The organism is Streptomyces sp. NPDC002958 (assembly GCF_055563255.1).
In genome coordinates this window covers 479,783-504,608 of sequence record NZ_JBVHDS010000001.1, presented here as the reverse complement: position 1 = coordinate 504,608, position 24,826 = coordinate 479,783, and the positions used below count along the sequence as shown (strand labels likewise).

23 protein-coding genes are annotated in these 24,826 nt (G+C 69.8%); 5 read left to right on the top strand and 18 right to left on the bottom strand.

The genetic code is table 11. From position 1 onward, the window contains the following. Positions 1 to 74: 74 nt before the first annotated feature. The 9 genes from ACZ3IC_RS02355 to ACZ3IC_RS02315 all read right to left on the bottom strand — a co-directional run bounded on the left by ACZ3IC_RS02355 (position 75) and on the right by ACZ3IC_RS02315 (position 10,367). Positions 75 to 665 carry a Uma2 family endonuclease gene (locus ACZ3IC_RS02355; protein WP_467411707.1) on the bottom strand — a complete coding sequence of 197 codons (591 nt, stop codon included), beginning with the start codon at positions 663 to 665 and terminating at the stop codon, positions 75 to 77. A 269-nt stretch (positions 666 to 934) separates the two neighbouring features. After that, positions 935 to 2,212, bottom strand: coding sequence for a thymidine phosphorylase (locus ACZ3IC_RS02350; RefSeq protein WP_467411705.1), 1,278 nt, complete (start codon positions 2,210 to 2,212; stop codon positions 935 to 937). 117 nt (positions 2,213 to 2,329) lie between these two features. Beyond that, a complete protein-coding gene (locus ACZ3IC_RS02345) occupies positions 2,330 to 2,743 on the bottom strand; it encodes a cytidine deaminase (RefSeq protein ID WP_467411704.1) in 414 nt (137 codons plus the stop codon). Beyond that, positions 2,740 to 4,029: an ABC transporter permease gene (locus tag ACZ3IC_RS02340; RefSeq protein WP_467411703.1), complete on the bottom strand. Its 1,290-nt coding sequence runs from the start codon at positions 4,027 to 4,029 to the stop codon at positions 2,740 to 2,742. The genes ACZ3IC_RS02345 and ACZ3IC_RS02340 overlap by 4 nt, the downstream gene beginning before the upstream one ends. Then, positions 4,026 to 5,168: an ABC transporter permease gene (locus ACZ3IC_RS02335; protein WP_467411701.1), complete on the bottom strand. Its 1,143-nt coding sequence runs from the start codon at positions 5,166 to 5,168 to the stop codon at positions 4,026 to 4,028. Before ACZ3IC_RS02335 ends, ACZ3IC_RS02340 begins: the two co-directional genes overlap by 4 nt. Next, positions 5,165 to 6,805: an ABC transporter ATP-binding protein gene (locus ACZ3IC_RS02330; RefSeq protein WP_467411700.1), complete on the bottom strand. Its 1,641-nt coding sequence runs from the start codon at positions 6,803 to 6,805 to the stop codon at positions 5,165 to 5,167. The genes ACZ3IC_RS02335 and ACZ3IC_RS02330 overlap by 4 nt, the downstream gene beginning before the upstream one ends. Positions 6,806 to 7,079: 274 nt before the next feature. After that, positions 7,080 to 8,120: a BMP family lipoprotein gene (locus tag ACZ3IC_RS02325; protein WP_467411698.1), complete on the bottom strand. Its 1,041-nt coding sequence runs from the start codon at positions 8,118 to 8,120 to the stop codon at positions 7,080 to 7,082. Between the two features lie 149 nt (positions 8,121 to 8,269). Continuing rightward, positions 8,270 to 9,544: an amidohydrolase gene (locus ACZ3IC_RS02320; protein WP_467412104.1), complete on the bottom strand. Its 1,275-nt coding sequence runs from the start codon at positions 9,542 to 9,544 to the stop codon at positions 8,270 to 8,272. Positions 9,545 to 9,743: 199 nt separating this feature from the next. Continuing rightward, positions 9,744 to 10,367: a hypothetical protein gene (locus ACZ3IC_RS02315; RefSeq protein ID WP_467411696.1), complete on the bottom strand. Its 624-nt coding sequence runs from the start codon at positions 10,365 to 10,367 to the stop codon at positions 9,744 to 9,746. A gap of 247 nt (positions 10,368 to 10,614) precedes the next feature. Between ACZ3IC_RS02315 and ACZ3IC_RS02310 the strand changes: the two genes are divergently transcribed. Together ACZ3IC_RS02310 and ACZ3IC_RS02305 are read left to right on the top strand one after the other, a co-directional pair. Continuing rightward, positions 10,615 to 10,857 (top strand): type II toxin-antitoxin system Phd/YefM family antitoxin, encoded by a 243-nt coding sequence (locus ACZ3IC_RS02310; protein ID WP_467411693.1) that lies wholly within the window; start codon positions 10,615 to 10,617, stop codon positions 10,855 to 10,857. Next, positions 10,857 to 11,231, top strand: a complete 375-nt coding sequence (locus ACZ3IC_RS02305; RefSeq protein ID WP_467411691.1) for a type II toxin-antitoxin system VapC family toxin — start codon at positions 10,857 to 10,859, stop codon at positions 11,229 to 11,231. Before ACZ3IC_RS02310 ends, ACZ3IC_RS02305 begins: the two co-directional genes overlap by 1 nt. Before the next feature lie 21 nt (positions 11,232 to 11,252). Here ACZ3IC_RS02305 and ACZ3IC_RS02300 read toward each other — a convergent pair whose 3' ends face one another. The 5 genes from ACZ3IC_RS02300 to ACZ3IC_RS02280 all read right to left on the bottom strand — a co-directional run bounded on the left by ACZ3IC_RS02300 (position 11,253) and on the right by ACZ3IC_RS02280 (position 16,450). Continuing rightward, complete coding sequence (locus tag ACZ3IC_RS02300; RefSeq protein WP_467411689.1) at positions 11,253 to 11,474, bottom strand: hypothetical protein; 222 nt, start codon at positions 11,472 to 11,474, stop codon at positions 11,253 to 11,255. A 146-nt stretch (positions 11,475 to 11,620) separates the two neighbouring features. Then, positions 11,621 to 12,676, bottom strand: a complete 1,056-nt coding sequence (locus tag ACZ3IC_RS02295; protein ID WP_467411686.1) for a hypothetical protein — start codon at positions 12,674 to 12,676, stop codon at positions 11,621 to 11,623. A gap of 11 nt (positions 12,677 to 12,687) precedes the next feature. Further along, positions 12,688 to 13,641, bottom strand: a complete 954-nt coding sequence (locus ACZ3IC_RS02290) for an N-acetylneuraminate synthase family protein (RefSeq protein ID WP_467411685.1) — start codon at positions 13,639 to 13,641, stop codon at positions 12,688 to 12,690. A gap of 128 nt (positions 13,642 to 13,769) precedes the next feature. After that, positions 13,770 to 15,002 (bottom strand): cytidylyltransferase domain-containing protein, encoded by a 1,233-nt coding sequence (locus tag ACZ3IC_RS02285; RefSeq protein ID WP_467411682.1) that lies wholly within the window; start codon positions 15,000 to 15,002, stop codon positions 13,770 to 13,772. A gap of 98 nt (positions 15,003 to 15,100) precedes the next feature. Continuing rightward, positions 15,101 to 16,450, bottom strand: coding sequence for a DUF6716 putative glycosyltransferase (locus tag ACZ3IC_RS02280; RefSeq protein ID WP_467411681.1), 1,350 nt, complete (start codon positions 16,448 to 16,450; stop codon positions 15,101 to 15,103). Positions 16,451 to 16,659: 209 nt separating this feature from the next. Between ACZ3IC_RS02280 and ACZ3IC_RS02275 the strand changes: the two genes are divergently transcribed. Together ACZ3IC_RS02275 and ACZ3IC_RS02270 are read left to right on the top strand one after the other, a co-directional pair. Then, entirely contained in the window at positions 16,660 to 17,649 is a 990-nt protein-coding gene (locus tag ACZ3IC_RS02275) for a glycosyltransferase family 2 protein (RefSeq protein WP_467411680.1), read from the top strand. Then, positions 17,646 to 19,058: a polysialyltransferase family glycosyltransferase gene (locus ACZ3IC_RS02270; RefSeq protein ID WP_467411677.1), complete on the top strand. Its 1,413-nt coding sequence runs from the start codon at positions 17,646 to 17,648 to the stop codon at positions 19,056 to 19,058. Before ACZ3IC_RS02275 ends, ACZ3IC_RS02270 begins: the two co-directional genes overlap by 4 nt. Before the next feature lie 73 nt (positions 19,059 to 19,131). On the opposite strand, the gene ACZ3IC_RS02265 is transcribed toward ACZ3IC_RS02270, so the two are convergent. Both ACZ3IC_RS02265 and ACZ3IC_RS02260 read right to left on the bottom strand, forming a co-directional pair. Then, the gene (locus tag ACZ3IC_RS02265) at positions 19,132 to 21,507 is read right to left on the bottom strand and encodes a glycosyltransferase (RefSeq protein ID WP_467412103.1); all 2,376 of its coding nucleotides are present in this window, start codon (positions 21,505 to 21,507) and stop codon (positions 19,132 to 19,134) included. A gap of 2 nt (positions 21,508 to 21,509) precedes the next feature. Beyond that, on the bottom strand, positions 21,510 to 23,027 hold the full coding sequence (locus ACZ3IC_RS02260; RefSeq protein WP_467411675.1) for a glycosyltransferase family 29 protein: 1,518 nt from the start codon (positions 23,025 to 23,027) through the stop codon (positions 21,510 to 21,512). A gap of 301 nt (positions 23,028 to 23,328) precedes the next feature. Here ACZ3IC_RS02260 and ACZ3IC_RS02255 point away from each other — a divergent pair, with 301 nt between their 5' ends. Continuing rightward, entirely contained in the window at positions 23,329 to 23,475 is a 147-nt protein-coding gene (locus ACZ3IC_RS02255; RefSeq protein ID WP_467411674.1) for a hypothetical protein, read from the top strand. Here the strand turns inward: ACZ3IC_RS02255 and leuE are convergent. Beyond that, positions 23,462 to 24,142 carry a leucine efflux protein LeuE gene (gene leuE, locus ACZ3IC_RS02250; RefSeq protein WP_467411671.1) on the bottom strand — a complete coding sequence of 227 codons (681 nt, stop codon included), beginning with the start codon at positions 24,140 to 24,142 and terminating at the stop codon, positions 23,462 to 23,464. The two genes, ACZ3IC_RS02255 and leuE, sit on opposite strands and share 14 nt — an antisense overlap. 60 nt (positions 24,143 to 24,202) lie before the next feature. Beyond that, positions 24,203 to 24,814, bottom strand: coding sequence for a Uma2 family endonuclease (locus ACZ3IC_RS02245; protein WP_467411668.1), 612 nt, complete (start codon positions 24,812 to 24,814; stop codon positions 24,203 to 24,205). Positions 24,815 to 24,826 lie beyond the last annotated feature (12 nt).

Below are 24,826 nucleotides of genomic sequence, written 5' to 3'. Positions count from 1 at the left end.
GCGGCCCGCCCGGACGGATTCCTCCGCCCCGGCGGGCCGTTCGCACACCGACGAGGCCGGCGCGGCATTGCTTCTCAGCTGACCGGAAAGACCCCGGTGTCCAGGTCCAGCATGAACGGCTCGGGAAGCGTCAGCTTCTCCCCGTACTCGACCGCGTCCAGAACCCGGTAGGTGCCGTCGGCGGGTTCCCCGTACAAGGTGGCGGTGGGACGGCCGGAGTGCCAAGGGTCGAGGAGCAGGAAGATCGCGACACCGGCCTTCGCATATCCGTGCGCCTTGCCGATGCGGTCGTGGTTGGCGTTGTCCCTGGAGGTGATCTCGACGACGAGCCGGGCCTCTTCCGCCGGTACGCGGTTGCCCGGCCCGGTCGCCACGGCACGCGGCACGACGACGAGATCGGGGATGTAGAGCCCGGCCCGGCACGGCACGGCGACACCGAGCGTCTGGTAGATCCCCCAGTCCTCCGGGATCACGGTGTAGAGCCTGCGCTGAAGCAGTTCCGCGGTGGTGTTGTGGTCCTTGGACGGCGGTGGCGACACGGTGACGATCCCCTCGATGATCTCCACCTTGCAGCCCTCGGGTGCGTCCGTCTCCTCCCAGATCCGGACGAGGTCGTCCCAGTCCTGGCCGTGGCCCGGCACGGGGTCGACGGTGAGTGCGCTCATGGCGGTCTCCTCTATCGGTGCGTCACCAAGTCCAGCATGCCGAACGGGACCGGCGGCAGTCCACCGGTCCCGTTCACCCGTGCGAGTAAGAGTGCCCGGCAGTAGGCAGCGCGGGTGAAGGAGCGGGGCTGGGGTGCGTGCATCGCAAGGCCGGAGGATCGGGTCAACGCGGAGCGTTGGTGATTGACGACAACGCCGCGAGGTGCGTGCTCCAGCCCCGCGAAGCCGCGAAGCCGCGAAGCCTCCTGCCGGACGCTCTGAGCCGCAGGTCAGGCGATGCGTTCCCGCACCACGGGGGTGGCCGTGAAGGCCGTCCCGGCCGGCGCGATGTCGTACGAGCCGGGCAGCGCCTTCAGCGCGTAGTCGAACTTCTCGGGGGTGTCGGTGTGCAGCGTCAGCAGCGGCTGTCCGGCCGTGACCGTGTCACCGGGCTTGGCGTGCAGTTCGATGCCCGCACCCGCCTGCACCGGGTCCTCCTTGCGGGCCCGGCCCGCGCCGAGGCGCCAGGCGGCGACGCCGATGTCGTACGCGTCCAGGCGGGTCAGTACGCCGGTGGACGGGGCCGTCACGACATGCTGCTCGCGGGCGACCGGCAGCGTGGCGTCCGGGTCGCCGCCCTGGGCGGAGATCATCCGGCGCCAGACGTCCATCGCCAGGCCGTCGGCGAGGGCCTTCTCCGGGTCGGCGTCCTTGAGTCCGGCCGCGTCCAGCATCTCGCGGGCCAGCGCCAGGGTGAGCTCGATGACGTCCTTGGGGCCGCCGCCGGCCAGCACCTCGACCGACTCGCGCACCTCCAGGGCGTTGCCCGCGGTCAGCCCGAGCGGGGTGGCCATGTCGGTGAGCAGCGCGACCGTACGCACTGAGCTGTCGGTGCCCAGCGCGACCATGGTGGAGGCCAGTTCGCGGGCGTCCTCGATGGTCTTCATGAAGGCGCCGGAGCCGACCTTGACGTCCAGGACGAGCGCGCCGGTGCCCTCAGCGATCTTCTTGGACATGATCGAGCTGGCGATCAGCGGGATGGCCTCGACGGTCCCGGTGACATCGCGCAGCGCGTACAGCTTCTTGTCGGCGGGGGCGAGCCCGTCACCGGCGGCGCAGATCACGGCGCCGGTGGTGTCCAGGACGTTCAGCATCTCCTCGTTGGTGAGGTGGGCGCGCCAGCCGGGGATGGACTCCAGCTTGTCGAGCGTGCCGCCGGTGTGGCCGAGGCCGCGGCCACTGAGCTGCGGCACGGCGGCGCCGCACGCGGCGACCAGCGGGGCGAGCGGCAGGGTGATCTTGTCGCCGACGCCGCCGGTGGAGTGCTTGTCGGTGGTGGGCCGGGAGAGCGACGCGAAGTCCATGCGCTCTCCGGATGCGATCATCGCGGCGGTCCAGCGGGCGATCTCGGCGCGGTTCATGCCGTTCAGCAGGATCGCCATGGCCAGCGCGGACATCTGCTCGTCGGCGACCTCGCCGCGGGTGTACGCGTCGATGACCCAGTCGATCTGCTCGGGGCTCAGCTCGCCTCGGTCCCGCTTGGTGCGGATGACGGAGATGGCGTCCATGTCCTGGGAGTCCTTCCGGCCGGTACGTACGGTACGCAAGAGTCCCGAATGACTCTACGCGCATAGAGGGTGGATACGGGTGTGGCCCTCCCAACGGACGGGAGGGCCACCGCGGTTCTACTTCGAACGGTCCGGCCTCAGGTGGTCCGGCCCGAAGGCCTGCGGCAGCATCTCGTCGAGCGTGCGCAGGCCGTCGGGCGTCTCCAGGATCAATTCCGGGCCGCCGAACTCGTACAGCAGTTGCCTGCACCTGCCGCACGGCACCAGGATCTCGCCCGCCCCGTCCACGCAGGTGAAGTGGGTCAGCAGCCCGCCACCGGTGGCGTGGAGCTGGGAGACCAGACCGCACTCGGCGCACAGCCCGAGGCCGTACGAGGCGTTCTCGACGTTGCAGCCGGACACCGTGCGTCCGTCGTCGACGCGGGCCGCGGCGCCGACCGGGTAGTGCGAGTACGGGACGTACGCACGCGTCATGGCGGACCGTGCGGCGCTCCGCAGTGCCGCCCAGTCGACCTCCGCGGCGGCCGTCACTTGCCCTGGCCCTTCCGGTAGCGCATGCCGTCCGCCTTCGGCATCCGCAGCCGCTGGGCGGAGAGCGAGAGGACGAGCAGCGTGACGATGTACGGGGTGGCGCTCACGAACTCGGTGGGCACCGTGTCCGTTCCGAGGTACCAGACCAGCACCGCGGCGGCGATAACCGCGCTGACCGCGCCCTGGACGAAGCTCCTGCGGTAGAGCTTCCAGGCCGCGAGCCCGGCCAGCACGACCACGAGCAGCAGGAGCAGCGCGTGGACGGACTCGCCGCCGTTGCGCAGTTGGAGCGCGTCGGCGAAGCCGAACAGGCCCGCGCCCATGGCGAGTCCGCCGGGCCGCCAGTTGCCGAAGATCATCGCGGCGAGACCGATGTATCCGCGGCCGCCGGTCTGGCCCTCGTTGTAGATGTGCGAGGTGACGAGCGAGAGGAAGGCACCGCCGAGGCCGGCCATGCCGCCGGAGACGATCACCGCGATGTACTTGTAGTAGTAGACGTTCACACCGAGCGACTCGGCGGCGACCGGGTTCTCGCCGCAGGAGCGCAGCCGCAGCCCGAACGAGGTCTTCCACAGCACGAAGAACGTGAGGACGAAGAGGACGATGGCCAGGATCGTCAGCAGCGACACGTTGGTGACCAGGCCGCCGATGACGCCTGCCACGTCGGAGACGAAGAACCAGTGGTGCTGCTCGATGGAGTGCAGCCAGTCCGAGAGGCCCGGGATCGTCACCGAGGTGATGTCGTCGGCCGGCGGGGATTGCTTCGGGCTGCCGCCCTTGGCCGCCGCCTCGCCCGAGTTGAACCAGAGCTTGGCCAAGTAGGTGGTGAAGCCGAGCGCCAGGATGTTGATGGCGATACCGGAGATGATGTGGTCGACGCCGAAGGTGACGGTCGCGATGGCGTGCAGCAGTCCACCGAGCATGCCGCCGAGGACCCCGGCGAGGACGCCGAGCCAGGGGTCGGTCTGCCAGCCGGCCCAGGCGCCGAAGAACGTGCCCAGGATCATCATGCCTTCGAGGCCGATGTTGACCACACCGGCCCGCTCGGCCCAGAGGCCACCGAGACCGGCGAGGCCGATCGGCACGGCCATGGCGAGCGCCGCACTGATCTGTCCGGACGATGTGACGTCCTCGGCGCCGGTGATGGTGCGTACGGCGGACAGCGCGAGCAGAACACCCGCGATGAGCAGCAGTACGACGGGGAAGGAGAGGCGGGTGCGGCCGCCCTTGCCGCCGGAGACCTTGGGGGCCGTGGGGGGCGGGGTGGAAGTCGCCGTGGCGGTCACGCCGACACCTCCTGCTGGTCGGAGTTACGGGCGGCCTGCTGGTCGGAGTCTCGGGAGGCGGCCTGTGCGGCGAGTTCCGCGCCGACCCTGCTCTGCTGGCGCTTGAGTCCGTAGCGGCGGACGACTTCGTAGGCGATGACGACGCACAGGACGATGACGCCCTGGATCACGCCGACGATCTCCTTGTCGTACCCCTCGAATTCGAGCTTGCCGGTGCCGCGCTCGAGGAAGCCCCAGAGCAGGGCACCGAGCGCGATGCCGATGGGGTGGTTGCGGCCGAGGAGTGCGATGGCGATGCCGGTGAAGCCGATGCCGACCGGGAAGTCGCCGCTGTACTCGAAGCTGTCGTTGAGGAGGGTCGGCATGCCGACCAGACCGGCCACGGCACCGGAGATCAGCATCGAGGTGACGACCATCTTCTTGACATCGACACCGCTGGCCTCGGCGGCGGAGCCGGACTGGCCGACGGTGCGCAGGTCGAAGCCGAACCGGGTGCGCGAAAGCGCGAACCAGTAGGCGATGCCCGCGACGACCGCGACCACGATGAAGCCCCAGACGGGCGCCGGGGTGGTCGGGAACTCGAAGAAGTGCGCGGACTCCGGGAGCGGCTTGGTGGAGATCTTCGTGCCGGCCTCGTCGAGGTGGCCGAGGCGGCCCTCCTGGAGCAGATAACCGATGATGGCCGTCGCGATGGCGTTCAGCATGATCGTCGAGACGACCTCGCTGACGCCGCGGGTGACCTTGAGGACACCGGCGATACCGGCCCACATCGCACCGACGATCATCGCGGTGAGGATGATCAGCGGGATCTGCAGGGCGCCGGGCAGGGTCAGCGCGCCGCCGACCGCGGCGGCGAAGAAGGCGGCGAGGCGGTACTGGCCGTCGACGCCGATGTTGAAGAGGTTCATCCGGAAGCCGACAGCCACCGCGAGACCCGCGAGGTAGTACGTCGTCGCCTTGTTCAGGATGTAGACCTGGCTGTCCGACTTCATCCCGTAGTCGAACATGATGCCGAAGGCGCTGAACGGCTCCTTGCCGGTGGCGGCCAGCACGAGTGCGGTCACCAGGAAGGCGACCACGATCGCGAGTACGGGGGCCGCGATCCCCAGGAGCAGCCGCTCCTTGTCGATCTTCTTCATCGGTCCTCTCCCCCGTTCCGGGGGTCGGTGTCGGTGCTTTCGCTTCCGCTTCCGGCAGCCGAGTCGTCCGGTGCTGTCGCCTGGTTCGGCACTGCTGTCTTGTCCGGTGCTGCTGTCTCGTCCGGTGCTTCGAGGTGACCGGTGGCCGCGCCCGTCATCGCCGAGCCGAGCTCCTCGGGGGTGATGGCCGCCGGGTCGGCGTCCGCGACCAGCCGGCCGCGGTACATGACACGCAGGGTGTCGGAGAGCCCGATCAGTTCGTCCAGGTCGGCGGAGATCAGCAGCACCGCCAGTCCTTCGCGGCGTGCCTCGCGGATCTGGTCCCAGATCTGCGCCTGGGCGCCGACGTCCACGCCCCGGGTGGGGTGCGCGGCGATCAGGAGCTTCGGGTCGTGGCTCATCTCGCGGCCGACGATCAGCTTCTGCTGGTTGCCGCCGGAGAGGGAGGCCGCGGTGACGTCGATACCGGGGGTACGGACGTCGTACTCGCGCACGATCCGCTCGGTGTCGGCGCGGGCAGCCTTGAGGTCGAGGAACGCACCCTTGCTGTTGGGGCGTTCGGTGACATGGCCGAGGATGCGGTTCTCCCAGAGCGGGGCCTCCAGCAGCAGTCCGTGCCGGTGGCGGTCCTCGGGAATGACGGCCATGCCGTCCTCGCGGCGCTTGCGGGTCGGCGTGCGGGAGATATCGGTGCCGTCCAGGGTGAGTACGCCGGCGTCGAGGTGCCGCATGCCCATGATGGCGTCGACCAGTTCGGACTGGCCGTTGCCCTCGACGCCCGCGATGCCGAGGACCTCGCCCTTGTGAATGGTGAAGTCGATGCCGTCGAGCACCGCACGCACCACGCCCTCCGGGTCGGTGGCGCTCAGCCGCAGCCCTTCGACGGTCAGCATCGGAACGTCGGTGACGGTCGACTCGCGGGTCTCCGGGGACGGGAGTTCGCTGCCGACCATCAGCTCGGCGAGCTGCTTGGTCGTGGTGCGCTTCGGGTCGGCGGTGCCCACCGTCGTACCGCGCCGGATGACGGTGATCTCGTCGGCGACCGACAGCACCTCGCCCAGCTTGTGCGAGATGAAGATGACGGTCAGGCCCTCGGCCTTGAGTTCGCGGAGGTTGTCGAAGAGCGCGTCGACCTCCTGCGGTACGAGGACGGCCGTGGGCTCGTCGAGGATCAGGGTGCGGGCGCCTCGGTAGAGGACCTTGAGGATCTCCACGCGCTGCCGGTCGGCGACCCCGAGGTCCTCGACCATGGCGTCCGGGCGGATACCGAGACCGTAGGCGTCGGAGATCTCCTTGATCTTGGCGCGGGCCCGGTCGCCGATCCCGTACAGCTTCTCGGAGCCGAGGACGACGTTCTCCAGGACCGTGAGGTAGTCGGCGAGCATGAAGTGCTGGTGCACCATGCCGATACCGCGGTCGATGGCGTCGCCGGGGTTGTGGAACGAGACCTGCTCGCCGTCCACCGCGATGGTGCCCTCGTCCGGCTTCTGCATGCCGTACAGGATCTTCATCAGAGTGGACTTGCCGGCGCCGTTCTCGCCGACGAGAGCGTGGACGGTGCCGCGGCGCACGGTGATGTCGATGTCGTGGTTGGCCACGACTCCGGGGAACCGCTTGGTGATGCCGCGGAGCTCCACGGCATGGGGACTGCTGGACGCGTTGATGGCGCACTCTCCTTGGCAGGAGCGGGGGGCGGAGGCGGTGGGACGGAGGCGGTGGGAGCGAGAAAAGGTACCGCGCCGACCGCGCCCGGCGGACACTACGCGCGTAGCGCCACCGAATCGTTGGCCACCCGGTCACAGGGTGGCGGACAGTGTGCGTACGACTACGGCACACAGGGGGATGCCGTACGTGAATCGGGGCCCGCGCGAAGCCGAAGCGGCTCACCCGGGCCCCGATCGACGGGTCGGATCAGGTCGTGGTCTTGACCTTGACGGTGCCGTCGACGATCTTCTTCTTCGCCTCGTCGAGCTGGGGCTGGATGTCCTTGAGGTGGTCACCCGTGGTGGTCAGGCTGACGCCGCCCTGGGCCAGGGAGTACGACTGCGTGCCGGTCAGCGGCTTGCCATCCTTGACGGACTTGATCAGGTCGTAGACACCGCCGTCGACGTTCTTGACGACGGAGGTCATGATCGTGTCCTTGTACTTCGCCAGCGCCGGGTCGAGAGCCTGGTCGGAGTCGACGCCGATGGACCAGGCGCCCTCCTTGCCCGCGACTGCCTCGATCGAACCGGCACCCGAGCCGCCCGCGGCGGCGAAGATGACGTCCGCGCCCTTGTCGAGCATGCCCTTGGCGGCGGCCGCACCCTTGTCGGGGCTACCGAAGCCGGACAGGTCCGAACCGGTGGACAGGTACTGGATCTGCACCTTGGCCTTCGGGTTGGTGTCCAGGACACCCTGCTCGAAGCCCGCAGCGAACTTCTTGATCAGCGGAAGGTCCACACCACCTATGAAGCCGATTTGACCGTCCTTCGACTTCAGCGCTGCGGCGACACCGGCGAGGTACGAGCCCTCCTCCTCGGTGAAGACGAGGCTGGCGACGTTCTTCGCGTCGGAGACCGAGTCGACCAGACCGAAGTCGACGTCCGGGTACTTGGGGGCGATCTTGTCGATCGCGTCCTTGTACGCGAAGCCGACCCCGATGACCGGGTTGTAGCCGCCCTCGGCGAGCGACTGGAGGCGCTGCTCACGGTCGGCAGGAGCCTCACCGGACTTGGCGGTGAGCTCCTTCGTCTCGGCACCGAACTCGGCCTTGGCCTTGTCCAGACCACGCGCGGCGGAGTCGTTGAACGAGTTGTCACCACGGCCGCCCACGTCGTAGGCCATGCCGATCTTCATCTTGCCCTTGTCGGAGCTGGAGCTCTCGGTGGACGACTCGCCACATGCGGTGGCGGTGAGCGCGAGGGCCGCGGTGACAGCACACGCAGCGGTGATCTTGGATACCCGGCGCAAGGGAAGGCTCCTTCAAACCTGACCGAAGCGCCTCTTCCGGCGCTGGTTTCGCGGCGATCGTAACGCGCGTAGATGTCAGATAAAGCCCTGTACGGAAGCCGTTATCGGATCGTCGCGAACCGGAAGTGCCCCGGGGGTGACCTGCCCGGTTACGGATGGTTGCCGTCAAGCAACGCGGAGGCGGTAAAGAGCTCCACAGCGACCGTGATCGCCTCCTCGTCCGCGTCGAAATCACCACGATGCAGGTCAAGCCGGGCAGTGTCGCCGGGGGTACGGACCCCGAGCCGCGCCATGGCTCCGGGGACGTGCTCCAGGTACCAGGAGAAGTCCTCGCCGCCGAGGCTCTGTTCGGTGTCCTCGATCGCATACGATCCGCGGCGCGCGGTCATCGCCCCGGCGAGCAGATCGATCACGGCGGCGTCGTTCACGACGGGCGGGACACCCCGGACGTAGTTGATCACTGTCTTGGCCCGGTACATCCCGGCCACCTCGTCGATCGCCGCGTGCACCAGGTCCGGTGCCTCCCGCCAGGCCGCCAGGTCCAGGCAGCGGACCGTGCCGGAGAGTTCGGCGTGCTGTGGGATCACATTGCAGGCGTGCCCGGCCTGCAGTCGGCCCCAGGTGACGGCGAGCCCGGCCCGTGCGTCGACCCGGCGGGCCAGCAGCGCGGGCACCTCGGTGGCGACCTTGGCGGCGGCGGTGACGAGGTCCGTGGTCAGATGCGGCCGGGCGGTGTGCCCGCCGGGACCGTCGAGGCCGACCTCCAGCCGGTCGCAGGCCGAGGTGATCGCCCCGACCCGCAGTCCGATCCGCCCCACGTCCACCTTCGGGTCGCAGTGCACGCCGATGATCCGCCCGACACCCTCCAGCGCCCCGGACGCGATCGTGTCGGGCGCCCCGCCCGGCAGCACCTCCTCGGCCGGCTGGAAGATCAGCCGCACCGGCCGCGGCAGCAGCCCCTGCCGGTCGAGCTCGGCGAGCACGAGCCCGGCGCCGAGGACCGCGGTGGTGTGGATGTCGTGCCCGCAGGCGTGCGCCCGGTCGGGGACGGTGGAGCGATACGGGACGCCCGCCTTGGTGTCGGGGATGGGCAGTGCGTCGATGTCCGCGCGCAAGGCGAGCATGGGCCGCGGGTCGCCTCCCGCCCGTCGCCCGCCACCACCCTTGTCCGAGCTTCTCGCCCCGCTGGATGTGCCCACGTCACAGATCAGCCCCGTCCCCGTGTCGAGCACCCGGGGCGCAAGTCCCGCCTTCTCCAGCCGGGCCTTGATGGCCGCCGTGGTACGGAACTCCTGGTTGCCGAGCTCGGGGTGCATGTGCAGGTCGCGGCGGAACGCGACCAGCTCGGCACGCAGGGCCTCGGACAGGGTGCCGGGCAGTGCCTCTTCTTCCTTGGACGGCTGGACATGGGAATCACGGGACATCAACTGGTTCACCTGGTAAAGCGTAAGCCCCTTCCCTCGCCAACTGGCCATGAAACAAGAAAAGTTCAGCCACATAGACGAATAAATGGCTGTGTCGTGGCGTGTGAGGTGATGACGGGGTGGGTACACTCGCCCGTTTCGTGCCCTGGCCGACTGTCCCGGTCTGCCGTCACCCGCACGACGTCCCGGTGGGGCTCCGTCAGTCGGGCAGCCCCCGGAGTACCGGGAACAGTGCCAGCCCGATGCACAGGGCTCCGGCCGACAGCAGGTCCAGGCTCATGGCCATCAGCACGGTCCCCGCCAGCACGGCCATGGGAGCCCACGCCCGGACCAGGTCCCGCCGAAAAAACGCGAACAGGGTGACGAGGCCCAGCAGCCCGAACCAGAACAGCATCGGCATCACCGTGTAGACCAACGGCATCACCCCGGGTACGCCCTGCACCCGCCCGAACAGGTCGCTCATGGCCTGCTCGTCCGTCGCGACGAACCCGACCACCAGGTCGATCACCGCCTGGACGGCCACCGCCGCCGTCCCGAGCAGCCCGGCCCAGGCGGCTGCCTCGGCGGCGACCCGCTTACCCCCGCGCTTCCCGGCGAGCCTCCGCGACCCCAGGAACACCGGCACGAACGCGAGCACCCCGGCCAGCAACAGCAGATGCGCCGCCGTCCACCACACCCCGGGCCCGTAATCGCCGACGGCCCGCCCGACCAGCCGCACCGCCCCGTACCCCGCCATCAGGGCGGGTCCCGCGAGGAGGGCCGTTGCGACCGTCACCCTGGCCGTCCCACCCTGTCGCTCCGTCGCCATCCGCATCGTTGTCATGCGTTGATGCTCGCGCCCGGCCGACCCTGCCCGCTATCGGGGCTTTCCCCCAACAAACCCTGGGTGTAGGCCACTTACGGGTCAGGGTGATGCATGACGCCCCGCTCAGGCTTGCGTACCGGCATCGGCATCGACCGCCACTCCCCTGCAGGCAGGAGTCGGCCGCCATCGGCGCACGCCTCGGGATCGCGGAGTAAACTTAGTCCAGTGGTTAGTCCACCCGCCGATCCGTCCCTGCGAGGCAGCCGTGGAAGCAGCTCGTCAGTACAACGTCCATGAGGCCAAGACCCACCTCTCGCGCATCCTGGAGCAGGTGGCCACAGGCGAGGAAGTAGTGATCTCCAAAGCGGGACAGCCGGTGGCCAAGGTCGTGCCGCTCCGCGCCCGGGTGCAGCGGACCGGGCGCGGCTCGCTCCAGGGCCAGATCCATATCCGGGAAGACTTCGACGACCTGCCGGACGACCTGGCCGACGCCTTCGGGATGCGCTGATGAAAATGCTGCTCGACACACATGTCGTCCTGTGGTGGCTCGATGACTCAGCCGAGCTCACCGACGAGATCAAGCACCTGCTGGACACGGAGCCCTCGGTCTTCGTCAGTGCGGTCACCCCGTGGGAGATCGCGATCAAGCAGTCCCTCGGAAAGCTCGAAGGTCCCGAGGACCTGGCCGAACGGGTACGGGACAGCCAGTTCACCCCGCTTCCGATCACCGCGGGACACGGCGTGCGGGCGGGCAAACTGCCCGCACATCACCGCGATCCATTCGACCGGATACTGATCGCACAGGCCCAGACCGAGGGAATGACAATCCTGACCCGCGACAAGTGGATCCCGTCCTACGACGTCAGGGTCATGCCGGTCTGACCACCCCCACCACGGTCCTTATCACGCCTCCGTGACCGCCATCGCCCGCCAGGGCGCCAGGCCCTGGACACCGCGGGCCGTTTCCGTGACGCCGCTCAGGAACCCAGGGCGCGCGGGGATGCCGCGAGCGTCGGTGAGGGTGGTCGTCGCGGTGCCGCCGACGGGAGGGATGACGGTGGTTCGGTCGCCGCCGAATATGGTCCTGGTGGCTTTGAGAAATTGTCCGCCGTCGCCGCAGGTCATGGCGGGGACGGCACCCGAGGGGCAGACCGCCACGTCGTGCAGGTCCGCGACCGAGGGCAGCTGCCAACACCTCGGCCAAACACGAACGTGACACCCCAAGGTGCGGGTGTCACGTTTTCGTACAGGGGCGGGGGCTGTGACGACCCTCATGCCTCCTTGATCGTCGTAGCCCGCCACGGGGCCAGGCGTTGTACGTCGCGGGCGGTTTCGGTGACGCCGGAGAGGAAGCCCTGGGCGCGTGGGGAGGCCGTGTCGCGGAGCCATTCCGGGGCGATGTCGCAGACCGCGACCTTGACATCCGTGCCGGCGAGGGCGAGGGGCAGGGTGTGGACGACCGTGGAGGGGAAGCTCAGGACCGTGCGGCCGATGGGGCCTCGGCGGGCGATGAGTTCCAGGGGGAGGTCCGGGCGGACGATCTCCAGGCCCGTGGCGGCTTCCAGGGCGTGGAGCTTGTCGGTGGACTCGCGGCGGTGCGCGAAGTAGCGGGTGGCGTGGTGGGTGCGGGCCAGGGCCGCGACGGCCTCCAGGTACTGGGCCTGGTCGACCACGCCCGTCTCGACGAGCGAGGTGCCGACCAGGTCCGCGCCCTTGGTGAGCAGCGGCGGGCCGAAGCGGGCGCGGGTCCAGGCGAAGGTGTTGGGGGTGACGGTGACGCCGGGTGGAGCCTCGACCGGCATGGCCGTGAAAACCTCGACCGTACGGGTCGCGGACGGGGTGAAGCGGCTGCGGGCTCGGGCCGTGACCGGGGCCAGGACCAGTTCGCGCGGGCCCGAGCCACCCTTGCGGTGCCAGCGCACCAGGCGTTCGCCGCGGGCCAGTTGGGCGACGAACTCCATGGTGGCCGTGCCGTCGTCGACCACCGTGAGGCGGCGGGCGCGGACCATGGTGAGCAGGAGCTGGACGTAGCGGGAGAACGGGTCGCCTATGACGATGTGCTCCGCCCTGCGCAGCAGTCCGGCCAGTGAGCGCAGGGTCTTCAGGGGCGCGCCCGCGCCGCCGCGCGCCTCCTGCCAGTGGACGTTGATGCCCTCGTCGCGGGCCAGCTCCGCCATCCGGCGCAGCTGGCCGCGCGACATCGGGTCGACCGGGGAGAGGACGACGACCGTGATGTCCGTGAAGACCTGGTCGTCACCTCCCTCTGCGTAGGTCCACTCCAGGACGTTCAGGAGCTGGACCGGGCTCTCGACGAAGGCGAGGTTCACCGGTCGGCCCGTCAGACCGCGACCGGCTCGGCGACCGCGACCGGCTCGGCGACCGGGGCCGCCTCGGCGCTCTCGGCGACGACGCCCGCGACCCGGCGGAGCTTCTTCATCGGGCCGAGCTCGGACTCGTACACCTTCTTGATGCCGTCGCCGAGCGAGGCCTCGATGGTGCGGATGTCGCGGACGAGGCGGGTGAGGCCCTGCGGCTCGACGGAGGCGGCCTGGTCGGAGCCCCACATGGCGCGGTCGAGGGTGATGTGGCGCTCGACGAACGTGGCGCCGAGAGCGACGGCGGCCAGCGTCGTCTGGAGGCCGGTCTCGTGGCCGCTGTAGCCGATCGGGACGTTGGGGAACTCCTGCTGGAGGGTGTTGATGACCCGCATGTTCAGTTCCTCGGCCTTCGCCGGGTACGTCGAAGTGGCGTGACAGAGAAGGATGTTGTCCGATCCCAGGACCTCTACCGCATGGCGGATCTGGCGCGGGGTCGACATGCCGGTGGAGAGGATGATCGTGCGGCCGGTCGCCCTCAGGGCGCGCAGGAGTTCGTCGTCGGTCAGGGAGGCCGAGGCCACCTTGTGGGCGGGGACCTCGAACTTCTCCAGGAAGGCGACGGCCTCGGTGTCCCACGGGGAGGCGAACCAGTCGATGCCGCGCTCGGCGCAGTGCTCGGAGATGGCCCGGTACTCGTCCTCGCCGAACTCGACGCGGTGGCGGTAGTCGATGTACGTCATCCGGCCCCAGGGGGTGTCGCGCTCGATGTCCCACTGGTCGCGCGGGGTGCAGATCTCCGGGGTGCGCTTCTGGAACTTGACGGCGTCGCAGCCGGCTTCGGCGGCCACGTCGATCAGTGCGAGGGCGTTGTCGAGGTCGCCGTTGTGGTTGATGCCGATCTCGCCGGTGATGTAGACGGGCCGGCCCGGGCCCGCGGTGCGGGTGCCGAGGGTGCGCAGACGGGAGATGCTCATGAAATGCGTTCCTTACTTGGAGACTTGGGGGACTGAAACAACTTGGGGACTGGGACGACTTGGGGACTGGGAAGACTTGAGGGGCTGGGCAGACTCGGGAGCCTGGAAAGCGCTTGGGGGATGTGGGGTTACTCGGGGGACTTCGTCGAAGCTGTGGTCGTGAGGGTGGGGCCCAGCAGCCAGGCCGCGACTTCGCGGATGGCGCCGAAGCCACCGGGAGTGGACGTGACGGCGCGGGCCGCCGCACGGACCGAGTCATGGGCGCTCGCGACCGCGACGGGCCAGCCGGCGAGTGCGAAGCACGGCAGGTCGTTGACGTCGTTGCCGACGTAGAGGACACGTTCGGGAGCGATGGATTGTTCGTCGCACCACTGCTTGAGCGCCAGGTCCTTGCGGTCGATGCCGTGCAGGACCGGGATACGGAGCTTGCGGGCGCGGGCCGCGACGACCGGGTTCTGTTCCGTGGAGAGGATCAGCAGCGGCATTCCGGCCTTGCGCAGGGCCGCGATGCCCAGGCCGTCGCCGCGGTGGACGGCGACGGTCTCGTGTCCGTCGGCGTCGATCAGGACCCGGTCGTCGGTCTGCGTGCCGTCGAAGTCGAGGACGACCGCGTCGATGTCGTCGAAGGTGGGCAGCGGGGAGGGGTCCAGGAGCGGTGCGAGGGCGCGGGCGCGGGCCAGGTCGTGCGGGTCGTCGATCTCCAGGACGCGGGCCGCGTCGGTGCGCACCAGCGCGGTGTGGCCGAAGAAGCGGTGGCGGTGGACGCGGAAGCCCGCGGCGTTCATGGCGTACGCGGTACCGGTCTCCAGCAGGTCCTCGGGGCGGTCCTGGCGCATCTGCCGTACGGACTTGTCGTGGTTGACGCCGTAGTTCTCCTCCTCCAGCGCACTGCCGTCGCGCCAGATGAAGCCGTGGAAGGGGGCGACCGTGACCGCCGTGTCGGCGCCGTCGTGGGCGACCGCCGAGGCGACGCCGTCGATGTCCTCCCGTACGACGAAGGGGCTGGTGCACTGGACCAGCAGCACCACGTCGGCCTTCCGGTCGTGCATCGCCTCGTACGCGTCCAGGGCGTGCAGCACCGCATCCTCGCTGCTGGCCTTGTCCCCGGCGATGGCCCGGGGGCGCTGGACGATGTGCACCCGCTCCGGGGCGCCCAGCGTGTCGCCCGCGGCGCGGGCCGCGTCGGCAATGGCCGCGTCGTCGGTCGTCACGACGACATCCGTGACCTCACGCGAGGCCAGGCAGGCGCGCACGGCGCGGGCGACCAGCGGTACGCCGCCGACCTGGGCGAGGTTCTTGGCCGGGACGCCCTTGGATCCGCCGCGGGCGGGAATCACGGCGAGCACGGTGGGCGGCGTCATCGCTGCTCCTGGTGTCGTGGTCGATGGGGTGGTGGTTGCGGTGAATGCGGTGATCGCAGTGGATGCGGTGCTTGCGGTGAATGTGGCGGGTGAAGTGGTCACAGCTCGCCCATCCGCCGGATGACGGGGGCGACCTTCTGGACGCCGTGCCGGTACGCGCCCCGCGCCGCTTCCCGCACCGCGTTGCGGACCGCGCCGCGCACCCCGCCGGTCTCGCGCGGCCGTTGGGCGCCCGGCAGCGGGTGGCCGTCGGGGGCCAGGTGATGGCGGGCGAGGATGCCGGGGAGGTAGCCGGGGGCGGTTGCGGGTGTGTAGTACGGGGCGAGGTCGGGCAGGCGGGCGGCGGCGAGCAGGGTGTCGACACGGGCGCGGGCGTTGTCGTAGGCCGTGGCGTACGTGCCGTCGGCGGCAACGCCCTGGCCGGCCAGCCATGCGCCGTCGGGCTCCGGGCGGAAGCCGCCGTCCAGGTGGTCCCAGGAGGTGAGCAGGCCGGAGCCGATGAAGTGGTGGTTGCCGAGGGCCTCGCGGACGCCGAGGTCGGTGAGGATCGCGGTCGGGATGCGCCGGTGCAGGGACTCCAGCGCGGCGGTCGAGGAGACCGTGACCAGCAGATCGGTGCGGTCCAGGACCTCGCCCATGTGTCCGTACACCAGACGGAAGTTGGGCGGGAGTTGGCCGGGCAGCTTCTCCGCGAGCCGCTGGTACGGGAGTTCTTCGATGTGTGTGGTGTGCTCACCGGGCTTGGAGCGCAGCTTCAGCAGCACATCGCGGTCAGGGTGCAGCCTGGCGTGCTCGACGAGCCTGCGCAGCAGATACGTACGGTCGGCGCGGGAGGCCGGTACGGAGGGCTGGGCGGCGAAGACGACCGTGTCACGGCCCTCCTGCGGGCGGTGCGGCTCGCCGCCGAGGAACGGCAGGGCGGCCTCCGTGACGGCCGAGGCGTCGGCGCCCACTCCCTCGTACACCGCGCGGAAACGCTGCGCGTCGTGGCGGGAGTTGGCGAGGACGACGTCCGCGCCGTGCCGCAGCAGCAGTCCGTCGGCGAGCTTCTCGTAGACGACGCCGACATAGCCGGTGACGACGACGGGCCTGGCGGGCAGCCGCAGCGCGGCGAGGCCGTGCAGCATTGCCTGGACAGCTCCCCCGACGAGGGCGAGGACGACGACGTCGTACCCCTCGTCCCGCACCGTGTGCAGGAATTCGACGGCCGTCACCTCACGCACCCGGTCCGCGTCGATACCGACGTCGCCGACCTCCGCGAGCTGGCGCGGGGTCGGGGTGGCCCGGCCGCGCAGCAGGAGTCCGCTGATGTCGACGCGCTGCGTCGACCCCTCGAAGGCACCGGTGGTGAGGCGGCGCGCGGTGAGCGCGCCCCATTTCCACCGGGTGTCGGAGTCGGCGAGTATGGCTACCCGGAGGGCGGTCGATTTGCTGGTACGTGGGGGCACGTCCCAGAACTTAGGAAGGCATTTCGATTCGCGGCCCAACGTGACGGCAACAGCTGGTTAACAGCCCGCCGACGCTTGGCAAATCACCTCCACAAAGGGGATGCAACCACCCGTGATTCAATCCGGTTCATCATTCCGACATTCGCCGTTCACCCGGCGTCCCTCCTGGGGCCAAGGCAAATGACGGGCTCCCGCCTAGCGTGAGAGGCGTGGTTAAGCTCTCGGTCATCGTGCCGTTCTACAACGTGCAGACATACGCCCCCGACACCCTGAGAAGCCTGCGGGCCAACGCCCGCGAGGACTTCGAATTCATCCTCGTCGACGACTGTTCGACCGACGGGACCGCGGACATATTGCGCCGCGCCGAGGAAGAGATCCCGGGGGTGTTCGTACGCAGACACAAGCAGAACGGCGGACTGGCCACCGCCCGTAACACCGGCCTGGACGCGGCGCGCGGCGAATACGTCGCCTTCCTCGACGGCGACGACTGGCTCGCACCCGGGTACTACGGCGAAATCCTGGCCCAAATGGAGGCACTGGGCTGCGACTTCGTCCGTACCGACCATGTCCAGGTCGAAGGCAGGAACCGTACGGTGCACCGCGTCCCGCACGGCAGGCGCGGCGAGGTACTGGACCCGCGGGACGCGATCCTGCCCGCCGAGCGGACCACCTCGGTCGACTATCCGTACGCCTGGGCCGGGCTGTACCACCGGCGTCTCCTGGACCGCGGGCTGCTGCATTTCACGGACGGACTGCGTACCGCGGAGGACCGCCCGTGGATCTGGCGGCTGCACCGCGAGGCCGATTCTTTTGCGGTGCTCGGACTTCTCGGAATCTTTTACCGGCGCGGGGTCGCCTCTTCGCTCACCCAGATCGGTGACGTACGCCAGCTCGATTTCATTCGCTCGTTCGACCAGGTCATTCGGGAAACGGCCGAAGACCGTGACGCACAGGCACTCCTACCTAAAGCGATTCGTACCTATTGCGCGATCATTTCCCACCATATGAGCTCGATCGAAAGGTTCGAACCCGCCGTGGCCCGCACACTGAAGTCGATGAGTGGAGCCGCACTCAAGCGCATGCCGCAGCGGGTGCTCGACGACGCCCTGGACTCGATGGATGTACGGCGCGCCACGCTGCTGCGCAGGCTGCGGCGCCGACCGGTCGCCGCGGGTGCCAAGGAGGTGGCGGCCGCGTGAACAGCGCCCGGACCCGCACCACGCAGATCTTCTTCGCCTCCACCCTCTACGGCACCGCCACGCTCGCCGCCGCGCTCGACGCGGGCTGCTTCCCGGACGCGGACCGCCGCATCCTGCTCGTCTCGAACAACGCGGCCGTCCCGGAGACGACACCCGCCGTCGACGCGATGCCGGGGTTCGGAGCGCTGCGCGGCCGTTTCGACGACGTGGTGTCGTGGAACACGACGATCGCCCCCTTCCACCCCAGCGGTTGGGCGCCGCGCCCCGACGACCTGCCCCTGTGGGAGCGGCATCTGCGCCTGGCCTGGGGTCTCGGCGACGACGACATCGAGCTGGCGGTCGAGTCGATCCAGGTCAACCCGGCCATGGCCGTGGCCCAGATCTTCACCGGCGCGGCGGTCGATGTGTACGCGGACGGGCTGATGAGCTACGGCCCCACCCGCAACAAGATCGACCCGCTGGTCGGTACGCGGGTGCGCCGGCTGCTCCATCTCGACCTCGTGCCGGGGCTGAAGCCGCTGCTGCTCACGGAGTTCGGAGTGATGCCGCAGATCGTGCCGACCGAGGTGTTCCTCAAGGTGCTCGGTGAACTGGGGGACGCGCCCGAGGTCGTGGACAGTGTGCCGTCCGTGGAGGCGCCCGCGCTGCTGCTCGGCCAGTATCTGTCCGCGCTCGGGCTGATCAGCGCGGCCGAGGAGGAGAACCTGCATCTGCGGATGATGCGCGGCGCGGTCGCTCTCGGCCACACCCGCATCGTCTTCAAACCACATCCCACGGCCCCGGCGCAGTGGTCGCGGGCGATGGGCGCGGAGGCCGAGAAACTCGGCGCCGAGCTGACGGTGCTGGACGCGGGGGTACTCACCGCCCCGGTCCTCGCCGAGGTGCTCTACCAGCGGATGCGGCCCGCGCTGGTCGTCGGCTGCTTCTCGACGGCGCTGCTCACCGCGTCGGCGTTCTACGGGCTGCCGGTGGCCCGGGTCGGTACGGAGATGCTGCTGGACCGGCTGTCCCCGTACGAGAACAGCAACCGCGTCCCGGTCACGCTCGTCGACGCGCTGGTGCCGGAGGTGACGGACCGGGCGGCCGTCGAGAGGACAAAGGCGGCGGACCCTGCCGACCCGGCAGGCCCTGCCGACCTGGCGGATCTGAACGGGCCGGCGGATCTGAACGGGCTGCTCACCGCGGTCGGGTTCGCGATGCAGCCGAGGATCCACCCGGGGCTGCGGCCGGCCGCCGAGCGGTATCTGGCCGCGCACCTGGACGCCACAACATGGCGGTACTTCAAGCGCAAGCGGCTCACCGCGCTGGCGCTGCCGGGGGCGGTACCGGCGCAGTTCGCTTTCCTGCCGCGCAATACGGTGGTGCGGAGGGTGGCGCGATCGGTGCGGCGGCGGGTCGTGCGCCAGTAGGCGCCGACCACTCTGTCCTCGATCGCCGGACGGGCTCGGGAACAAGCCCGTCCGGCGATTTCGTGCTCGCCCCTCAGACGCGAACGCCGCCCTGGATCACCCTCAGGTCCGCCGCGTTCGCCTCGGTGACCTTCCACAGTTCCTGCTGTCGGCCGTGCACATCGGCGACCGCCGCCCCGTGGTCGTCCAGCAGTCCGGCGGCCCGCTCGACGAGCCGGGCGCCGAGGTGGCGGTCGTGGACCGAGATGCCCCACTCCGGGCGGTCGATGTCGGAGAGGAAGTACGCCATCTTCGGGTGCGAGATCAGGCTGATGATCGGCGTACCGCAGCCGAACGGGATCATGCCCGCGTGCCCGCGCATCCCGATGACCAGCTTCGTGCGGGCGTACGTGTCCCGGATCGCGTCGTTGTCGAAGTCGTACATCGGGATCACCGGCAGCGAGATCCCGTGCTCGCGCCGCAGGTCGAAGGCGATCCGCTCGTCGTCCAACGAGTGGGCGACGCAGTGCACCTCGGTCCGCTTGCCGAGCTCCCGCACCGCGGTGGCCATCTCGCCCAGGAAGTGCCCGTAGTCATGGCCGAAGCGGAGCCCCGCCCTGTCGTACGCGGCGTTGATCAGCACGGTGTTCTCGCGCTGCACCGGGTCCGTCCAGCCGTCCACCAGCTGCCTGGTCACCGTCGTCGGGCACGGCTGGAAGCGCACCCTGTCGTGGAGCGAGGCGGGCAGCAGCGCCCGGACCTTCTCGATCGAGCCGTGGTTGCGCAGCCCGAAGAACGAGGCCCGTTCCACGAGTCTGCGCAGGCTGGACAGGAACCGGTCCCGCCCGTGCCCGTAGGCCTGGCCGTCGAAGGCGTTGAAGCCGACCGCGTACACCATGACGGGTACGTCGATCCGGTCGAGGAGTTCGTCCGGGACGTTCCACTGCCAGCCGCTGTTGCCGTTGGGCGCGGTGTCCGGGATGAAGAGGCCGCCGCCGCCGATGACCAGCCCGCGGCGCTCGTTGACCCGTTCCAGCGCGGCCTCGTCGAAGAGGCGGTGGGCGTGGATCGAGTGCCAGCGCTGCGGGCCGGTGTCCCGGCCGAAGGCCAGTCGTACGCTCTCGGGCAGCAGCTTGTCCCCGGCGTTGCCCTGCCGCTCCATGTAGAAGGCGACATGGGCGAGTTGGCCGGACGCGGGGCCCTCCACGGGCGCGGGCACGTCCGTGGTGCGCTTGTACATCAGCCGGTTCGCGCGGTGGGTCGGATCGACAGCAAGACCCTTCAGCGCGTACTCGGCCGCCGCGTCGTCTTCGCCGTGGATCCAGGAGATCTGGGCGAGGCGCCCGAAGGCGGTCGCGGCCCGGTTGGGGGCCGCGGTGGCGAGCAGGAGCCGGGCGCGGGCCTCCTCGTAGCGGGAGACGCTCATCAGGGCGTGGCCGAGAACCTCGTGCGGCCAGGCCTCGTCCACCGGTATCCGGACCCGGCCCAGCAGATCGGCCGCCTCCTGGTACTCGCCGGCCGCGATGTGGGCGGCGGCGACCTTGCGGGCGGCCTCCGGGGAGCCGGTGCGCAACACGTGCGGGGTGCCGTAGTGGACCAGCAGGTCGTGGTGCTTGGCGCCGGGCAGTGCCAGGTACGCGGAGTGGAACTCGGCGTCGGACAGCTCGAATTCGTGCCAGCGGTCCTCGGCCTCGCGGTAGCCCGACTCGCCGCCCTGCCAGGGCTTGTGCCGCCCGGTGAAGTGCAGGATCGCTGTGGAGTCGGGGACGGGGAGGTCGCCGGAGAGCCGCCGCTTGACGAAGTTGTAGCGGGCGTCGAGCTGCACGAAGTCACCGTCGAGCACGGCGTTGAGGATGCCCTGGTCGTGCTTGTCGAGCTCGTACGTCCCGGCCCGCCCGACCTCGTCGAGCTTCGCGCAGAACGCCTCGCTCAGATACTCGCGCTGGATGACCAGCAGCCCGCTGTTGAGCTTGTGCTGTCCGTAGAAGAACTGCGGCACGGCAGCCAGTCCGTCGCGCAGCTTCAGCAGTTCACCGAGATCGCCGAGGACCACCATGTCGGTGTCCAGCGTGATCACGGTGTCGTAGTCGCGCACCCGGAAGACATCGAGGATGAAGTAGGCCTTGCGCACCAGGTAGTTGTCCTGGTCGCCCTTGGCGTACGAGTCGTAGTGGTCGGCGTCGACGCGGCGGAAGTCGATGCGCGGGTGCAGCGCCCGGATCTGCGCCACGGAGGCGGGGCGCAGCCCGTCGTGCAGGACGAGGAAGTCCTCGCAGACGTTCGGGTTGGAGAGGGCGAGGCTGCGCAGCAGGGCGAGGAAGCCGGGCAGGTAGTTCTCGTCGACGAAGCTCGCGAAGACGACCCGGCGCTTGCCGGTGAGCGTGTTCGCGGGGGCGGGCGACACGGGCGGAGCCGTGGCGGGCAGCGCCGTGGCGTGCGGCGTCGTGGCGGGCGGCGTCGTGGCGGGCATCGTCATCGCAGTCGGATCCTCATGTCGGTGACGCTCTGGGCGCGTTCCATGACCCATGCCTTTTCGCTGGTGTACTCGTGCACGGAGGTGATGGGCATCCGCATCGCGTCGGGCAGGCGGTAGGCGCCGCTCTCGTAGAAGTCGAAGCCGATCAGGTCGAGCCGGGTGCTGACGTCCAGGTGGTCGAGGAGCCACAGCATGTTGAACCCGGTGGTGGGGATGGCCGGCCAGACGTCGGCGCCGACGCGGCCGATGTCACGCAGTGGCCAGCGCAGCGACTCGTCGCCCAGGTACTGCTGGGCGCCCGGGACGAGGCGGTTGCGCAGGGAGTACTTCCAGTCGCCGGAGACCCCGCCGAAGACCAGCCGGGTGTGCACCTGCTGGTCCCAGTTGAAGCCGTGCTTGTGGATGGTGGCGTGGATGTCGGTGCGCCGTCCGGTCGCCGCCGGGTCGAGCCGGTACGAGTTGAAGCGGACGACCAGGTCGTAGCCGTCGATCTCAGCGCCCATCGAACTGTTGCCGACACGCTGGGAGTTGGCGATGAGGCAGATCGATTTGCCCGCTATCCGGTTGCGGAACTCGCCGACCGTGGTCCACTCGACGCCGCCGAAGGTGGGGTCCTCGACCGGGCCCCGCATGCGGCTTCTGCGCTGCTCGGCGTGGAGCTCGATGAGTCCGGTGAGTCCGGCCACGGCGCCCGGGTCCGTTCCGGCCGCCTCCATGGCCAGGTCGAGGTACTGGGACGTGGCGTCCTGGAGCTCGGTCACCGGGGCACCACCGCGCTCCTGCGCGAGCAGTGCGCCGACCAGCCGGGGCCTCGCCCGGTCCCGGTCGCCGTGCGCCCAGAGCGCCAGGCCCTCGGCCCAGGACTCGGTGACGGGGCGGGCGGCGAACTCCGCGGCGTCGGGGCACTCGCGCTCCAGCCTCCGCAGCAGCTCGCTCTGCCGGTCCGCGCCCAGCCGCATGCCGACGACCTTGGCCGCGACGCCGAAACCGTCCTCGTCGGTGAATTCCAGGTAGCGTTCGTATGCCTCGATGGCGGCGGCCTCCGCGCCCATCGCCTCCAGCGTCCTGGCCCGCAGCCGCCAGCCGGCCCGCGAACGCCTGCGCTGGGTCAGCACGGTGTCCCCGATGAGGACGGCGAGCTTCAGCTCGTCCTCGTAACCGCAGTCCAGGGCCTTGTTGCCGACCGCGAGCAGCGGGTCGAGCAGCTCGTCGGCGAGGGCCGTCGCGGTGCCCGCCTGGGCCTTGCCGGGGCGGCGGATCAGCGCGATCGGGGATGCGGCGGGCCCGGGTCCCGCGGGCTGTGCCGCGGCGTGCACGGCCAGCAGGTGCCGCAGCGCCTCCGCGAGTGCCGTACGCCGCCGGTCGAGCCCCGCCACCAGTTTGGCGCTGTGCGCGGCGCAGGCGCGCAGGCACACGTCCAGGTCGGTCGGAGTGACGGAGGCAAGCTGCGAGGTGACACCCTCGGGCGGGGCCGCGTCACGTTGCCGTGGCCAACGGGTGCGGGCTTCTCTCATGGCGCTCCAAGCGTCTGTGCCCGTGGGGGGAGGGGCGTATCCGGGTGTGCGGTCACCGGAGCTCGCCGGGAATGTGCCCGCCCCCTCGGTAGGAGGGGGCGGATGCCCGGCGCGCGTGTTCGGTTTCACGACACGCTAGGAAACCTGTACGGCCACCGGATGAACTCGCCCTGTCGGAACGGGAAACGGCGCACTGCCCCCGCTGGTACGAGCGCCTTCGGCGCACCCCGTACCGTGCCTCGATGCACGCGACGTCGGCACGGACACCGGACTTGCGAGGTTCGACGACGACCTGGTCCGCGTGCACCGCACGGACACCCATGGGGCGTACGGGAAGGGCCTGTTCCTGGTCCGCCCCGACGGTTGCATCGGCTGGGCGGGCGAGGACGCCTCGGGCCTGGCGCAGTACCTCGCCCCCCTCGGCGTCGCCGCGATCACACGCTGCTGAGCGAGAGCTTCGCCGCGAACCCCAGGAACAGCAGACCGGCCGCCGAAGTGGCCCCCGCCGACAGCCGCTTGCGACGGCGGAAGGCGGCGGACAGGCGGGTGCCGCCGAATATCAGCATCGACAGATAGAGGAAGCTGGCGATCTGCAGCAGGGTGCCCAACACCAGGAAGGACAGCGCCGGATAGGCGTAGCCGGGGTCGACGAACTGCACGAAGAACGAAATCAGGAACAGGATCGCCTTCGGATTGAAGAGGCTCACCACCAGCGCCCGCCGGTACGGCCGCTCCATCACCCCGGCACTCTCGGGCCCGGCACTCTCGGGTCCGGCGCTCTCCTCGGCCAGCTCGGCCATCCGCCGGTGCCGCTCGCGCCACATGGCCACCGCGGCCCGCAGCATGCCGATCGCCAGCCAGGTCAGATAGCCCGCACCCGCGAACTTGACGACGGCGAACAGCACCGGCGTCGTCTGCAACAGCGACGTGGCCCCCAGCGCGGACAGCGTCATCAGCACGGTGTCCCCGGTCCATACTCCGGCCGCCGCCACATAGCCGGCCCGCACCCCGCGCCGGGCGGCGACGGACAGCACATACAGCGAATTCGGCCCCGGCAGAAGAACGATCAGCACCAGGCCGGCGAGATACGTCGGAAGGTCGGTGACACCCAGCATGAAACGGAGTGTCGCACGCGAGTACGACACTCCGCTCGGGGGGTTCGGGCAGGCGCGGGGTCAGTCCTCGTCTCCGTCGAGGAGGCGGTCGACGGAGAGCTCCATCTCGACGCCGACCACGTCCGGCACGGTGAACGAGGTCCCGCGCTTGTGGTGCGCCTTGTTCTTGTACTCGCCGCCCCGGGGGTCGGTGCAGAGCAGCACCTGGTCGTGCTTGCGGTCGGCCACGACGTAGACCGGAATACCCGCCTGGGCGTAGTCCTCGACCTTGGGGCCGAGGTCGTCCGCCCAGTTGGTCGAGGTCACTTCCACGACCATGCGGAAGACGTGGGCGGCGTAGCAGTTCTTCATGACATGGGCGTCCTTGATGTCGGCCTCGACGACCGACAGGTCGGGAATCGCGTAGTCCTCCGGCCCGGAGGGCAACCACAATCCGACCCCCTGGACGAGTCTGAGCCCCACGGTGCGCGCCCGCGCTCCGAACTCCTCACCCAACCAGGACAGGGCCAGAGCGTGCGATACGTCCGCCGGTGGTGTCACAGTGAGCCTCCCCTGGAGAATCTCCACGCGATGCCCAGGCAGCGAGCGTGCGAGCTGGTCGGCTGCCTCGCCGAGCGTCAGCTCCGGCTGTTCCTGCACGTGCACCTGCTCCTCGTGCTGTATTACGGCCACGGCATCCTCCTT